We start from the raw sequence: 13,943 nt of genomic DNA, 5'->3' as shown, positions 1-13,943 counted from the left end.
AAAGTCCGTATAATCCAATCCAACGACACTCAACGCAACGCACAGAAAGAAAGGAGAAGCACATGCCGGAAAGTATTTTTAAGCAAGTCTCTCTCAACATTCTGAGACTGCACCAACACACCATCCGCTCACTTCTGGCCACACAAGGCTGCGGCGATTGTGAAATACACGAGGCCGTATATGTAACTTTAGATGGCAGATATTATGTCGGATTACCGTGTATGCCGTCTGAAAGCCCGTCTGATACCGGAATCCTTCTGATTGAAGACAAAGCTTCACAAGCGCGCTTAAGCTGGGTTGCCCGCGCCCGTGAAATAAAGCAGAAAGACAATTTATACCAGCGTGTCAGCAGCGCCCTACAGCGCCGCTTGGAACGCAACAAAGGTAAGCACAGCCACGCAGCCCCAAGCTGCCTATTGGAGCTTACCCCGCAACAAGGCCGCCTGACCACAGGCAGCAAAGATTTGTCGCTCTCACCGCATGATTTGATGAAAGCACTTTATCCGGCAACACATAAATTAGGAGAATTTGCCTTGTAACAGTTTTGGTAGTGGTTTGTGTTCCTTTTGCGCCCCTTAATTATTTTAAAGGGGCGATTTTTTTGTTGTCCGCATTCTTTCAGATGGTCTGAATTACAGTACAATAGGCCGTCTGAATCTTTATCCCGCACACTATTTATGCAACTTCTCAAATATCTCCAATCGCAAGGCTTAGGCAGCCGTAAACAATGTCAATGGCTGATCGACAATGATTGCGTCGTCATCAACGGCGACATTTGGAACAACGCCAAAAGCATCATCGAGCCTGTCGATGTCAAAACACTCAGCATTGACGGTGATAATGTGATGGTTGTACCCATGCCCTACTTCTATATTCTGCTCAACAAACCCGCCGATTACGAAACTTCGCATAAACCTCAACAATACCCGAGCGTGTTCAGCCTGTTTCCCGACCACATGCGCAATATCGATATGCAGGCAGTTGGACGTTTGGATGCCGATACCACGGGCGTTTTGCTGATTACCAACGACGGTCAGTTCAACCATCGTGTAACATCGCCTAAACATAAGGTAGCGAAAGTTTATCGCGTCACACTCAAACACGCCGCCGGTGACAGCCTGTGTGAAACCCTGAAAAACGGTGTCCTACTGCATGACGATAACGAAACGGTTCACGCCGCCGAAGCTTATTTGGAAGACGCCAATACACTTATCATGGCGATTAACGAAGGCAAATACCACCAGGTCAAACGCATGGTGGCCGCTGCCGGCAACCGGGTCGAACAGCTGCATCGAGATAAATTCGGCGACTGGGACACGCAAAACTTAGCCGCCGGAGAGTGGAAATTTATCCAAATCCATTATTGAATTGCGGCCTGCAAAAAAATTATTACACATTTTGAATTTTTAAACGCAATAAAATCAAATGATTATTTAACTATTTTCAACATTAACAAAATTTAACACAAATATCTATGAACTATTATATAATTCGCCTGTCTGAGTAACACTTGCTTCGAGAGAAGTAAGTAAGTGAGTAAGACGTTTTCCCCGTAATGTGTTTGGCCATCTATACTTTTCCCCTTAGTATAGATGGTTTTTTTATCTTCAATTTATTATCAATCAAAAATCTATTTATGATTAATATTTTCTATAAAAAGAATAGGCTGTAGTCTCGCGCCTGAATCATCGCCCAATCATGATTTTGTCTGTTTTCTTTAAAATTTAATTGTTTAAGTAAATACTATTTAATTCATTTTGGATATTTTTCTAGAAAACAAGGAGATAAAATATTCAATTGTAAAGACGTTGATTTTTCCACTTGCACAGCCAAGTTGATTTAGTTACGATGGTTTCACACGCGACACAAAACGTGTACCCCTTAAAACGTAACGAAAGGAACTAGTATGAACTGGGATCAAGTAGAAGGTAAGTGGGAACAATTAAAAGGTAAGGCCAAAGTGAAATGGGGTCAGCTGACCGATGATGATTGGGCAGTCGTAGAAGGCCAACGCGATCAGTTGGCAGGCCGCATTCAAGAGCGTTACGGCTACACCAAAGAACAAGTGGAAAAAGAATTGGACGATTGGGTTAATGACCGCTAATCCGATAACTTTTTAAATGAACATTAAAAAAAACCTGCCTATGGCAGGTTTTTTCGTTTTCGTCATTTACTCATTTTCTTAACAACCAGATTCCTATTCAAACCAGTTTTTTCACCTATTTTATTTTCAGACGGCCTCACTTATTCCTGCCTTTCACTATAAAAATTGTATTTTTCAGCACTATTCACTATCAGCCTTTTTAATATTCAGCTAAATTGTATACCTTATCAGGCGTATAATATCGCCCTTTAGTTTTGTTTTTCATAAATATATTAATATGAATTCTTCTCAACCCCGTCAAACTTGGTCAAACCGATTAACCTATATTCTGACTGTTGCCGGTGCTACGGTCGGCTTCGGCGCTACTTGGCGTTTTCCCTATTTGGTCGGTGAAAACGGCGGCGGCGCGTATGTGTTTTTATTTTGCATTGCCATGATTTTAATCGGCATTCCGATGATTTTGGTGGAAAATGTCATCGGTCGGCGCAAAGGGGTCAATGCACTCGATGCCTTTGGCGGCCAACTCAACGGCAAACCCGTACCCAAATTCTGGAAGCTGGCCGGTTGGATGAGCTTACTCGGGGCATTCGGCATCATGGCTTATTATATGCTGCTTGGCGGCTGGGTCATCAGCTATATCGTCAATTTAATCGGCGGCGGCTTGGATGTTTCGCAACCGATTCACGGCGAGGCAACCAAAGCATTTTTTACCGAACACATTGAAAACAGCCCCTGGGTCATCGCGTTTTATACCCTGCTGTTTGTGCTGGCTAACTATTTCATTTTGGTTAAAGGCGTGATTGGCGGTATTGAAAAAGCGGCTAAATACTTAATGCCGCTGCTGTTTTTGTTCCTGATTACCATGGTGGTGCGCAACGTTACCCTACCCGGCGCGATGAAAGGCATCACTTTTTATCTGAAACCTGATTTCAGCAAAATCACCGCACAATTGTTTGTCTATGTTCTGGGGCAAGTATTCTTCGCCTTGAGCTTGGGCTTCGGCGTGATGATTACCTTATCAAGCTATTTGGATAAAAACGAAAATCTGGTTCAGACGGCCGTGATTACTGCCGTCACCAATACTTTAATTGCGGTATTGGCGGGCTTTATGATTTTCCCTTCGCTCTTCAGCTTCGGTGTGGCACCCGATTCCGGCCCGATCCTGGTATTCCAAAGCCTGCCTATTGTGTTTTCCAATATGTGGGCAGACCCTGTTTTTGCAGTGATTTTCTTCTCTCTGCTGCTGATTGCCGCGCTTACCACTTCTTTAACCATTTACGAAGTGTTGATTACTGCTCTGCAGGAAAAAACCAAAATCCGACGTGCCGCGGCAATTACTATTGTCTTAGGCGGTATTTATTGGGCAATATTCCGTCAATTTTGGCTTATGGATCTTGGCGGGACATCTCGATTTTCGGTCGCAATATTTTTGATGCTTTCGACTTTATCAGCGGCAATATTCTGTTTATGCTCACGGCTTTGGGCTCGGCGCTGTTTGTCGGCTTTGTGATGAAGGAGGAAGCGGAAGAAGAATTGCGCCATCAAGGCAACGATACCGCAGTCAATATTTGGTTCAACTATGTCAAATATTTAGTGCCACTGGTAATTCTACTGATTTTTATCAGCAACCTGATTTAAAACAACGACTGAAGGCCGTCTGAAATATTTCAGACGGCCTTTGTGTATATCACGGCAGCGGTTTATTGTATAATTCGACATTACGCACATTACTTTTAGCTACCGTTCCAGACGGTCTCTGCAACAGAATTCTATGGCTACCAAATCTACCAAAACAACCCCGAAACCCAAAGTCAAAGCCAAAACTGAAGCCGCCAAGCCCGCCGTGCGCCGCTCGGCCAAACCGCAGCCTGCTACCCAGCCTAATAAGTTGTCGGAAAGCCTGAAAGCAGCCAAAGCCTTACAAAAAGACGAAGAAAAAAAAGCCCGTCCCGAACATGTGGTCAATCTCATCAATGACACCATGTGGCTTTTGGGCTTGGTAGTGACCATTTATCTGGCGATTTCTTTACTGAGCTTCGACATGAGTGATCCCGCATGGTCGCGCAGCGTGGCCAACAGCGGCAAAGTGCAAAACTTCGGCGGCTTGTTCGGCGCCTATGTGTCGGACATCGGCTATTACCTGTTCGGCCTGTCGTTTTGGTGGTGGATTATTGCCTCAGGCATGTTCCTTTATAAAAACTTCCGTCCGCTGCAAAAACAAGAAAACCATAAACCCTACAATCACGGCGTAGCAGCTTTGGCCCTGTTTTTGCTGCTGGTATGCAGCCCGATTTTGGAACACTTCGCATTCGATGCCGTATTGAACGACTCACTGCCCGTGGGCGCCGGCGGTTTAATCGGTGCATTTGCCGGTTCGGGATTGAGTTGGTTGTTGGGCAAATCCGGCAGCTTATTGATTATGTTTGTTGTGTTGCTGCTGGCGATTTCGTTGCTGGCACAAGTTTCGTGGTTGGAAGTATTGGCCAAAACCGGCCGCAACGCTGAGAAAAACCTACAAAATCTGAAACAGAAAATTGCCGATAAAAAACAGCAAAAAGCCGACGATACCACCGATTTACGAGACACCAAACCGGCTCGCCGCCTGCTGAAAGAAGCCAAAACCATCATTGCCGAGCCTATGCAGAAAATCGAAGGCAGCAGCAGCAACCGCAAAGCCGTGACTGTATCAGTAGTGCCGCCGCCCAAGATCCAAACTTCTTTGTTTGACGAGCATGAAGAGTCACAAACTGTGGGCGAATACCACAAACCCGGCATGAATTTGCTGCGTATGCCGAAAGGTGAACCGGCAGCAGTCAACCCCGATATGCTGCAGCAAACTGCCGAGCGTATCGAATCCAAGCTGGCTGAATTCGGCATTGGCGTGCAAGTGGTGTCGGCTACCGCAGGCCCTGTGATTACCCGTTTCGAAATTGAACCGGCACAAGGCGTGAAAGGCAGCCAGATTGTGGCCTTAGCCAAAGATTTGGCGCGCTCGATGTCGATGCAGGCTGTGCGCGTGGTGGAAACTATTGCCGGTAAAAACACCATGGGCATTGAGTTGCCGAATGAACACCGCCAAGACGTGATGTTGAGCGAGATTTTATCTTCGGAAGTGTTTAACGAAGCCCAATCGAAGCTGACTGTTGCTTTGGGTAAAGACATTTCCGGCAATCCTGTAGTCGGCGACCTCGCCAAAATGCCACATTTATTGGTAGCAGGCATGACCGGTTCGGGCAAGTCGGTCGGCGTCAACGGCATGATTATGTCCATACTTTATAAAGCCACGCCGGATGAAGTCCGCTTCATCATGATCGACCCGAAAATGCTGGAATTAAGTATTTATGACGGCATTCCGCACCTGCTCTGCCCAGTTGTCACCGATATGCGCGAAGCTGGTCAGGCACTGAATTGGTGTGTGGCCGAAATGGAAAAACGCTATCGCCTGCTTTCACATGCCGGCGTGCGCAATTTAGACGGCTTTAATAAAAAAGTAAAAGAGGCCAAAGCAGCAGGCAAGCCGTTGCTGAATCCGTTCAGTCTCAATCCTGATGACCCCGAGCCACTGGAAACACTGCCGCTGATTGTGTTGGTGATTGACGAATTGGCCGATTTGATGATGACCGAACGCAAAGCCGTCGAACAGCAAATCGCCCGTTTGGCGCAAAAAGCGCGTGCCGCGGGCATTCACATGATTGTTGCCACCCAACGCCCAAGCGTCGATGTGGTAACCGGCTTGATTAAAGCCAATATCCCGACACGCATGGCCTTTACCGTGCAAAGCAAAATCGACAGCCGCACCATTCTCGATCAGATGGGTGCGGACGAATTGCTGAAATACGGCGACTCATTATTCCTGCAACCGGGCAGTGCCGAACCGACACGCGTGCAAGGTGCGTTTGTCTCCGATGACGAAGTGCATAAAGTCGTGGCTCATGTTAAAGAACAAGCCCCAACCCACTACATTGAAGGCTTGCTCAGTGGCGAAGCAGCTTTGGAAACGACCAATATCGTCAACCCCAATGCCGACAGCGACGAATTGTTCGACCAAGCCGTTGCTTTTGTGTTAGACAGCAAGAAAACTTCAATTTCTGCTTTGCAACGCCAATTACGCGTCGGTTACAACCGCGCAGCCAATTTAATGGAAGCCTTGGAAAACGCAGGCGTGGTAACGCCTGCCGACATCAGCGGCAGCCGTCGCATTTTGGCGCAAAAAGACCAGCTTTGATTCAAAGTATTGTCAAAGGCCGTATGAAAATGAATTTTCATACGGCCTTTGCTGTCTTCTATCTCGTTTTTTGGTCAAAACAATGATACCTCTTTTAATCTACCTGAGACCTTTGCAAAACTCCCTGAAAAGCCACTACACAAAGAACCGACGTCATTCCCGCGCAGGCGGGAATCCATCTTAAAATTTCAGAAACTTATTTTATTCAATAGTTTGCCATGTTCAAAAATATATTCCTGCCTGCGTGGGAATGACGGCTGCTTTGAATTTTATTAGTGGTTCATGAGATTTTGCAAAGGTCTCTACCTGTGTTTTCATGCTTAGCCATCACCTGCCTGCCGTCACTGCCAATTACATAATGATTATTCTGTACTTGCCCACTGTCGCCTATATGTTAGGAAACGCTATTACCGGAACCATCTATACTAAGTAGTAGCAACGCTGATATTCCAAACAACACCACAGGCCGCCTGAACCGGCTAATTTTCAGACGGCCTTATCGCCTATTATTCAAACATTGTGATATACTAGTTGGCTGAATTTTATCCCTTTTGCACCCAATGGCCGCCTGAGGCTGCCGATTGTCGCTTTGCCGAATTCGAAGGCAAATCACGCAAACAGGTTTCCATCCATCAATCAACAAGATATTTAAGGGCTTACGATGAGCGTAACTGTAGAAACTTTAGAAAACTTGGAACGCAAAGTAATTGTGTCTCTGCCTTGGGCTGAAATCAACGCAGAAACCGACAAACGTTTGAAACAAACCCAACGCCGCGTAAAAATTGACGGCTTCCGTCCGGGCAAAGCCCCATTGAAAATGGTTGCGCAAATGTATGGCGCAAGCACGCAAAACGATGTAATGAACGAATTGGTTCAACGTGCGTTCTACGACATCGCCGTAAGTGAAAACCTGAAAGTGGCCGGCTTCCCGCGTTTCGAGGGTGTTGAAGAACAAGATGATAAAGCAGCTTTCAAAATCGCCGCCGTTTTCGAAGTATTCCCTGAAGTCGTGATTGGCGATTTATCGGCACAAGAAGTTGAAAAAGTAACCGCTGCCGTTGGTGACGAGGAAGTTGAAAAAACTGTTGAAATCCTGCGTAAACAACGCACCTGCTACAACCACATTGAGCGGGAAGCAAAAAATGACGACCGTGTCATCATCGATTTTGAAGGCAAAATCGACGGTGAATTGTTTGAAGGCGGTTCTTCTAAAAACTACGCATTCGTATTGGGCGCGGGTCAAATGCTGCCTGAATTCGAAGCAGGCATTGTGGGCATGAAAGCCGGCGAAAGCAAAGACGTTGAAGTCAACTTCCCTGAAGAATACCACGGTCAAGAAGTGGCCGGTAAAACTGCCGTGTTCACCATTACTTTGAACAACGTTTCTGAGCCGACTTTGCCGGAAGTCGACGCTGAGTTCGCTAAAGCTTTGGGCATTGAAGACGGCGATGTTGCCAAAATGCGTGAAGAAGTAAAGAAAAACGTTAGCCGCGAAGTAGAACGCCGCGTTCAAGACCAAACTAAAGATTCAGTGATGGAAGCTTTGTTGAAAGCCGCTGAATTACAAGTACCTAACGCTTTGGTTAATGAGGAAGCCACCCGCTTGGCCAACGAAATGAAACAAAACTTCGTAAACCAAGGCATGGCTGATGCTGCTAACTTGGACTTGCCAATCGACATGTTCAAAGAGCAAGCCGAGCGCCGCGTATCTTTGGGCTTAATCTTGGCTAAAGTGGTTGAAGAAAACAAACTGGAACCAACTGAAGAGCAAATCAAAGCTGTTGTGGCGAACTTCGCCGAAAGCTACGAAGATCCGCAAGAAGTAATCGATTGGTACTACGGCGACGAAAGCCGTTTGCAAGGCCCGACTTCTTTGGCTGTTGAAAGCAACGTGGTTGACTTCGTATTGGGCAAAGCCAAAGTTACTGAAAAAACCTTGTCATTTGACGAAGTAATGGACGCACAAGCCTAATCTGCCGTTTGAAACATAACATCATCAAAGCACTGAAGCGGCGCAAAGCGCGCTTTGGTGCTTTTATTTATCCAGTACATTAATATTCAAGTTTATTAAATTGAAATGTCGGCCATTTGGCACCATTTGCAGAAAAGATATTTTACTGATTTCCATATCACTTACCTTACAGGAAAAGCCCGCATGACTCCAGACATTCAAAACTATCTCGTTCCCACCGTTATCGAACAAAGCGGCCGTGGCGAACGTGCTTTCGATATTTATTCCCGCCTGCTGAAAGAACGTATTGTGTTTTTGGTCGGCCCCGTAACCGACGAATCGGCCAATTTGGTGGTGGCGCAATTGCTGTTTTTAGAAAGCGAAAATCCAGATAAGGATATTTATTTCTATATCAATTCTCCGGGAGGCTCGGTAACCGCGGGTATGTCGATTTATGACACCATGAATTTCATTAAGCCTAACGTATCAACCCTGTGCTTGGGCCAAGCTGCCAGCATGGGTGCATTTTTGCTTTCCGCCGGTGAAAAAGGCAAGCGCTTTGCCTTGCCGAACAGCCGCATAATGATTCACCAACCGTTGATTCACGGTGGCTTATCCGGCCAAGCATCTGACATTGAAATTCATGCTAAAGAGCTGATTAAGATTAAAGAAAAACTCAACCGGCTGCTGGCCAAACATTGCGATCGCGATTTGGCTGATTTGCAACGCGATACCGACCGCGACAATTACATGTCTGCCGATGAAGCCAAAGAATACGGCTTAATCGATCAGGTATTGGAAAGCCGCAAAGCATTGTTGGCAGAAATCAATTAAAGTCGTTATACATTAAAATAGGCCGTCTGAAAGTTTTGCTTTCAGACGGCCTATTGCATCGCATCTTATTCAGGACGACGTGGCAACTCTTTTTCAGTCAACGGTTTGATATACCAAATATCGCGACAATAATCGGCAATCGAACGGTCTGATGAGAAGAAGCCCATGTTGGCAATGTTAATCAAAGCAGAACGGTTCCAAGCGGCTTTGTCTTTGAAATGCATATCTGCTTTGGCTTGCGTATCAATGTAGCTGCGGAAATCAGCCATCAATTGGTAATGGTCGCCATAAGGCTGTAAAACATCGTTATAGCGGGTCGGCTCTTCCGGTGAGAACGTGCCATGGCTGATTTGATTCACCACACGGCGCAAGTCATGGTCTTGTTCGATGTAACTCAATGGATCGTAACCATTGCGGCGAATTTCTTCCACTTGTTCAACCGTATTACCGAATATGTAGCAGTGTTCTGCACCGACTTTATCCAGAATTTCTACGTTCGCGCCGTCCAAAGTACCCATACAAATCGCACCGTTCAGAGCAAATTTCATGTTACTGGTTCCTGAGGCTTCAGTTCCAGCCAATGAAATCTGTTCGTGTAAGTCGGCAGCAGGAATGATGATTTGTGCCAAGCTCACGCTGTAGTTCGGGATGTACACCACTTTAATCAAATCGCGGATGCGGCTGTCGTTGTTGATGAATTTGGCCACATCGTTAATCAAGCGGATGATTTTCTTCGCCATGTAATAAGCCGAGGCGGCTTTACCGGCAAAGATAAACACACGCGGCTGCCAATCGGCATCCGGATTTTCCAAGATTTTGTTGTAGCGGTCGACAATGTGCATCACATTCAACGCTTGGCGTTTGTACTCGTGGATTCGTTTGATTTGAATGTCGAACAAAGCTTCAGGATTGACTTTGATGTCCAGCTCTTTTTCGATGTAGTCGGCCAAGCGTACTTTTGCAGCTTTTTTTACTTCGGCAAATTCGGCTTGAACTTGTGCATCATCGGCTTTGTCGTTCAATTTCACCAAATTATCCAAATGCAAACGCCAATCTTGTTCGCCCAAATGTTTGTCCAAGAATGCAGTCAATGCCGGATTGGCAATATTAATCCAGCGGCGCGGAGTCACACCGTTGGTAACATTGGTGAAGCGTTCCGGGAAGATTTTGGCGAAGTCGGCAAAAATGGTGTTGACCATCAAATCAGAGTGGATTTTGGCCACGCCGTTGACTTTGTGCGAACCAATCACTGCCAACCAGCCCATGCGCACGCGGCGGCCGTGGGTTTCGTCAATAATCGACACGCGACGTACAAATTCATCATCAAAATTACCAATCGCGCGCAAGGCATTCAGGAAGTAGGCATTGATTTCAAAGATGATGTCCAAGTGGCGCGGCAGCAGACGACCCATCAAATCTACCGACCAAGTTTCCAAAGCTTCGCTCATCAAGGTGTGGTTGGTGTAAGAGAACACTTTGCAGGAAATATTCCATGCTTCAGTCCAAGACAAGCCTTCTTCATCAATCAAAATGCGCATCAATTCAGGAATCGCCAACACCGGATGGGTATCGTTCAAGTGAATTGCTACTTCGTCGGCCAAGTTACGGATATTTGCTAAACGGCATTTATGGCGTGCAATGATGTCTTGCACGGAAGCGGAAACCAAGAAATATTCTTGTTTCAAACGCAATTCGCGGCCGCTTTCGGTCGAATCGTTCGGATACAAAACGCGGGAAATGTTTTCATCACTGTTTTGCGCGCGCACGGCAGATGCATAGTCGCCGCGGTTAAAGTCGGCCAAATCAAACAGATTACCGGCATGTGCAGCCCACAAACGCAATGGATTGGCCACGTCGCCACCATAACCCGGAATAATTTCGTCATAAGCCCAAGCCGAAATTTCTTCGCTCGGATGCCATTCCTTTTTGTCCCCATATTCAACACTTGGCCGCCAAAGCTGACCGCATATTGTTTGTTCGGACGGGCAAACTGCCATGCCAAATCCTGATCCAGCCACAAATCCGGTTTCTCAACCTGTTGGCCGTCAACGATTTCCTGCTTGAACATACCGTATTGATAGCGGATGCCGTAACCCATGGCCGGAATGCGCAAGGTAGCCAACGAATCCAAGAAACACGCAGCCAATCGGCCCAAACCGCCGTTACCCAAGCCCGGATCTTGTTCTTGCTCGCACACGTCGGAAAATTCTTTGTCCAATTGTTTGAATGCTTCTTCGAATTCTGCGTACACACCTTCGTTAATCAAGGCATTGACAAATGATCGGCCTAACAAGAATTCCATAGAAAGGTAGTAAACCATGCGCTTGCTGTTTTCGATATGGGCGCGACGGGTTTTGAGGAAATCCTCGGCAATCAAGTCACGCGCAGCCAACATGGCGGCATTCAGCCATTGATGCTCGTCGGCATCTTTCGGATCGACACCCAAAATAAAAATCAGTTTGTAAACAATGGATTTTCGGATGGTTTCTGCATCCGGTTTCGGCATAACATAATCGTAGCCTGAGATAGGAAGTTTCGGAGCCATGGCAGCCTTTCTTTTTTCGTGTGTTTCAAAACACGGTAAATGAAATCAGGCCGTCTAAAACGTTTCAGACGACAAAAAACAGGAAAATCGGTTAAATAAAATCCAACAAACAATCCGATAGAAAACTACAAAACAGTTTAAATTTAGGCAGACGGTGTATCTTTCTATAGGCCCATACTCTCAGACAGCCTCAGCCAACATCTAAGAAATCTTGAGCCGAATAGAACCGATATGCGTCGATTTTACCTGAGCTTCTATTAAAACACTATTAAAATCTATGCTTTATTCGCTTTGCGTAAAACCCATATACCCATGTGCGACACTTCGCATTGCCAGGAAAACGGTTCGTAATTAAATTTCTCAGATGGTACGCAAGAAACTTTCCAACTTCCTTGAGGTAGGTTAAATAACTGCGTACTACGCTTGCCGTTAACCAACAACAGCCATTCGTCATCCAGCAAAACCTGCATGGCTTTTACGGTGTGGTCATTCCAGCATTTATCCGTCATTTCAAGGCCGTCTGAATTAAGCCAAGTAACGTGCGTTTTATTCCACCATTCATCTGCATTTAATGATTTGATTTGTTTGCGTATTTCAATCAAATCATGCACGTATTCCTGTAACACGTGCGTTTCAGACGGCCAATCCAGCCATGTCGTGGCATTGTCTTGGCAGTAGCCGTTGTTGTTGCCCCGCTGGCTGTTGCCGAATTCGTCGCCGGAAAGCAACATCGGCGTGCCGGCAGATAAAAAAAGCGATGCCAGCAAAGCTTTGGCGGTGTATTGGCGCGACTGTAATACATACGGATCATCGCTCTCGCCTTCCACACCGTGGTTGTAGCTGAAGTTTTCATTGTGACCGTCGCGGTTTAGCTCGCCGTTGGGTTCGTTGTGTTTTTCGTTGTAGCTCACCAAATCCTGCAAGGTGAAACCATCGTGCGCGGTGATGAAATTGATGCCGGCCGAAGGCAATCGCTCGCTGTGATTAAACATATCGGCAGAGCCCGACAAACGCTCGGAAAATGCGCCGAGATTACCGTTTTCCCAACTCCAAAACGCGCGCATATCATCGCGGAATAAGCCGTTCCATTCGCAAAAGGTTGTGGAAATTTGCCGACATGGTAACCGTCTTCACCAATGTCCCACGCTTCGGCAATCATTTTACGGCCGGCCAACAGCGGATCTTGAAACAGCATATTGAAGAAGCGGCCATAAGTTTTAAAGTCCGGTTCGCGGCCTAAAATCGTACCCAAATCAAAACGGAAGCCGTCAACATGAAATTCTTCCACCCAATAGCGCAGGCTGTCCATCACCCAGCGGCTGATGTCACGGTTCACCACTTTGAGCGTATTGCCACAGCCCGACCAGTTTTCATATTCATACTGCCCGTCTTGCCAATACCACAACGAATTATCCATGCCGCGTTGACATAAGGTCGGCCCTTCAATGTCTTGTTCGGCAGTGTGATTGTAGACCACATCCAAAATCACTTCGATACCGGCCGCATGCAAAGCTTTGACTGCCTGCCTGAATTCGTCGGCGGCATTGTCGGGATTAGCCGCGTAATCGGGTTCTACCGCAAAATGCGAATAAGTGTTGTAGCCCCAATAGTTCGACAAACCCATTTTCTGCAAATGGTATTCGTCTAAATGCTGATGTATCGGCAGCAACTCAATCGTAGTGATGCCCAATTGTTGCAAATAGGCAATCACGCGTTTATCCGACAATGCTTGATAGGTACCGGCGTATGCCAAATCGGGGAATTGTTTGGTGAGTCCTTTGACATGCGCTTCATAAATCACCGTGTCATTCCAAGCAATATCGGGATGGAGGTCATCACCCCAATCGAAATCTGAAGGCGGCACCACCACGCTTTTGGGTGCAATGGCGGCATTATCACGGCCGTCTGAATGATGGAACCACGCCAGTTCTTTGGCATCGCGGTAGCGCGGTACCCCGTCAACCTGCTTCGAATAAGGATCAATCAACAGCTTTTGCGGATTGAAAAAAGCGCAATATGCGCCATACCCCTGCCCGTACACGCGAAAACCGTAGCGCTGTCCTGCTTTGACACCAGGTACAAAGCCGTAAAACACCGTGCCCGAACGGCAAGGCAGCTCTAAGCGCGTTTCTTTTTCCCCATCAAACAAACACAATTCAACCGATTGTGCGTAATACGAAAATACAGCAAAATTGACCCCGTTTCCTGCAAAAACACGCCCAAAGGATACGGGCGGCCTGCTTCAATATGCCATGCTTCGGCATTCATATCACTTACCTTATTC

8 protein-coding genes and 2 pseudogenes are annotated in these 13,943 nt (G+C 46.5%); 8 read left to right on the top strand and 2 right to left on the bottom strand.

Annotated elements, in window-relative coordinates; translation table 11 throughout:
* Window positions 1-62: 62 nt before the first annotated feature.
* The 8 genes from CGZ65_RS04230 to clpP all read left to right on the top strand — a co-directional run bounded on the left by CGZ65_RS04230 (window position 63) and on the right by clpP (window position 9,114).
* Window positions 63-539: a hypothetical protein gene (locus tag CGZ65_RS04230; protein WP_096294936.1), complete on the top strand. Its 477-nt coding sequence runs from the start codon at window positions 63-65 to the stop codon at window positions 537-539.
* 138 nt (window positions 540-677) lie between these two features.
* Window positions 678-1,367: a 16S rRNA pseudouridine(516) synthase gene (locus CGZ65_RS04225; protein ID WP_096294935.1), complete on the top strand. Its 690-nt coding sequence runs from the start codon at window positions 678-680 to the stop codon at window positions 1,365-1,367.
* 539 nt (window positions 1,368-1,906) lie between these two features.
* Window positions 1,907-2,104 carry a CsbD family protein gene (locus tag CGZ65_RS04220; RefSeq protein WP_096294934.1) on the top strand — a complete coding sequence of 66 codons (198 nt, stop codon included), beginning with the start codon at window positions 1,907-1,909 and terminating at the stop codon, window positions 2,102-2,104.
* 277 nt (window positions 2,105-2,381) lie between these two features.
* Window positions 2,382-3,614, top strand: a complete 1,233-nt coding sequence (locus CGZ65_RS04215) for a sodium-dependent transporter (protein WP_332457934.1) — start codon at window positions 2,382-2,384, stop codon at window positions 3,612-3,614.
* Window positions 3,572-3,742, top strand: coding sequence for a hypothetical protein (locus CGZ65_RS14880; RefSeq protein ID WP_332457933.1), 171 nt, complete (start codon window positions 3,572-3,574; stop codon window positions 3,740-3,742). Before CGZ65_RS04215 ends, CGZ65_RS14880 begins: the two co-directional genes overlap by 43 nt.
* 262 nt (window positions 3,743-4,004) lie before the next feature.
* Window positions 4,005-6,329: a DNA translocase FtsK gene (locus tag CGZ65_RS04210; protein ID WP_378595455.1), complete on the top strand. Its 2,325-nt coding sequence runs from the start codon at window positions 4,005-4,007 to the stop codon at window positions 6,327-6,329.
* Window positions 6,330-6,990: 661 nt separating this feature from the next.
* Window positions 6,991-8,301, top strand: a complete 1,311-nt coding sequence (gene tig, locus CGZ65_RS04205; RefSeq protein ID WP_096294932.1) for a trigger factor — start codon at window positions 6,991-6,993, stop codon at window positions 8,299-8,301.
* Between the two features lie 183 nt (window positions 8,302-8,484).
* Window positions 8,485-9,114: an ATP-dependent Clp endopeptidase proteolytic subunit ClpP gene (gene clpP / locus CGZ65_RS04200; RefSeq protein ID WP_096294931.1), complete on the top strand. Its 630-nt coding sequence runs from the start codon at window positions 8,485-8,487 to the stop codon at window positions 9,112-9,114.
* A 65-nt stretch (window positions 9,115-9,179) separates the two neighbouring features.
* Here the strand turns inward: clpP and CGZ65_RS04195 are convergent.
* Window positions 9,180-11,659: pseudogene (locus tag CGZ65_RS04195) on the bottom strand (glycogen/starch/alpha-glucan phosphorylase).
* Between the two features lie 275 nt (window positions 11,660-11,934).
* Window positions 11,935-13,927 (bottom strand): annotated as a pseudogene (gene glgX, locus CGZ65_RS04190) (glycogen debranching protein GlgX).
* Window positions 13,928-13,943 lie beyond the last annotated feature (16 nt).

Origin of the sequence: Neisseria weixii, assembly GCF_002327085.1 — a bacterium.
GTDB classification, from domain to species: Bacteria; Pseudomonadota; Gammaproteobacteria; order Burkholderiales; family Neisseriaceae; genus Neisseria; species Neisseria weixii.
Note: the sequence above shows the minus strand (reverse complement) of the source record. Positions and strands in the feature narration are given on the sequence as shown.

What these genes read in the sequence shown, in the direction of transcription:
- CGZ65_RS04225 (WP_096294935.1), top strand. Translation starts at nt 678, where the DNA reads ATGCAACTTCTCAAATATCTCCAATCGCAAGGCTTAGGCAGCCGTAAA.
- CGZ65_RS04220 (WP_096294934.1), top strand. Translation starts at nt 1,907, where the DNA reads ATGAACTGGGATCAAGTAGAAGGTAAGTGGGAACAATTAAAAGGTAAG.
- tig (WP_096294932.1), top strand. Translation starts at nt 6,991, where the DNA reads ATGAGCGTAACTGTAGAAACTTTAGAAAACTTGGAACGCAAAGTAATT.
- CGZ65_RS14880 (WP_332457933.1), top strand. Translation starts at nt 3,572, where the DNA reads ATGCTCACGGCTTTGGGCTCGGCGCTGTTTGTCGGCTTTGTGATGAAG.
- CGZ65_RS04215 (WP_332457934.1), top strand. Translation starts at nt 2,382, where the DNA reads ATGAATTCTTCTCAACCCCGTCAAACTTGGTCAAACCGATTAACCTAT.
- CGZ65_RS04230 (WP_096294936.1), top strand. Translation starts at nt 63, where the DNA reads ATGCCGGAAAGTATTTTTAAGCAAGTCTCTCTCAACATTCTGAGACTG.
- clpP (WP_096294931.1), top strand. Translation starts at nt 8,485, where the DNA reads ATGACTCCAGACATTCAAAACTATCTCGTTCCCACCGTTATCGAACAA.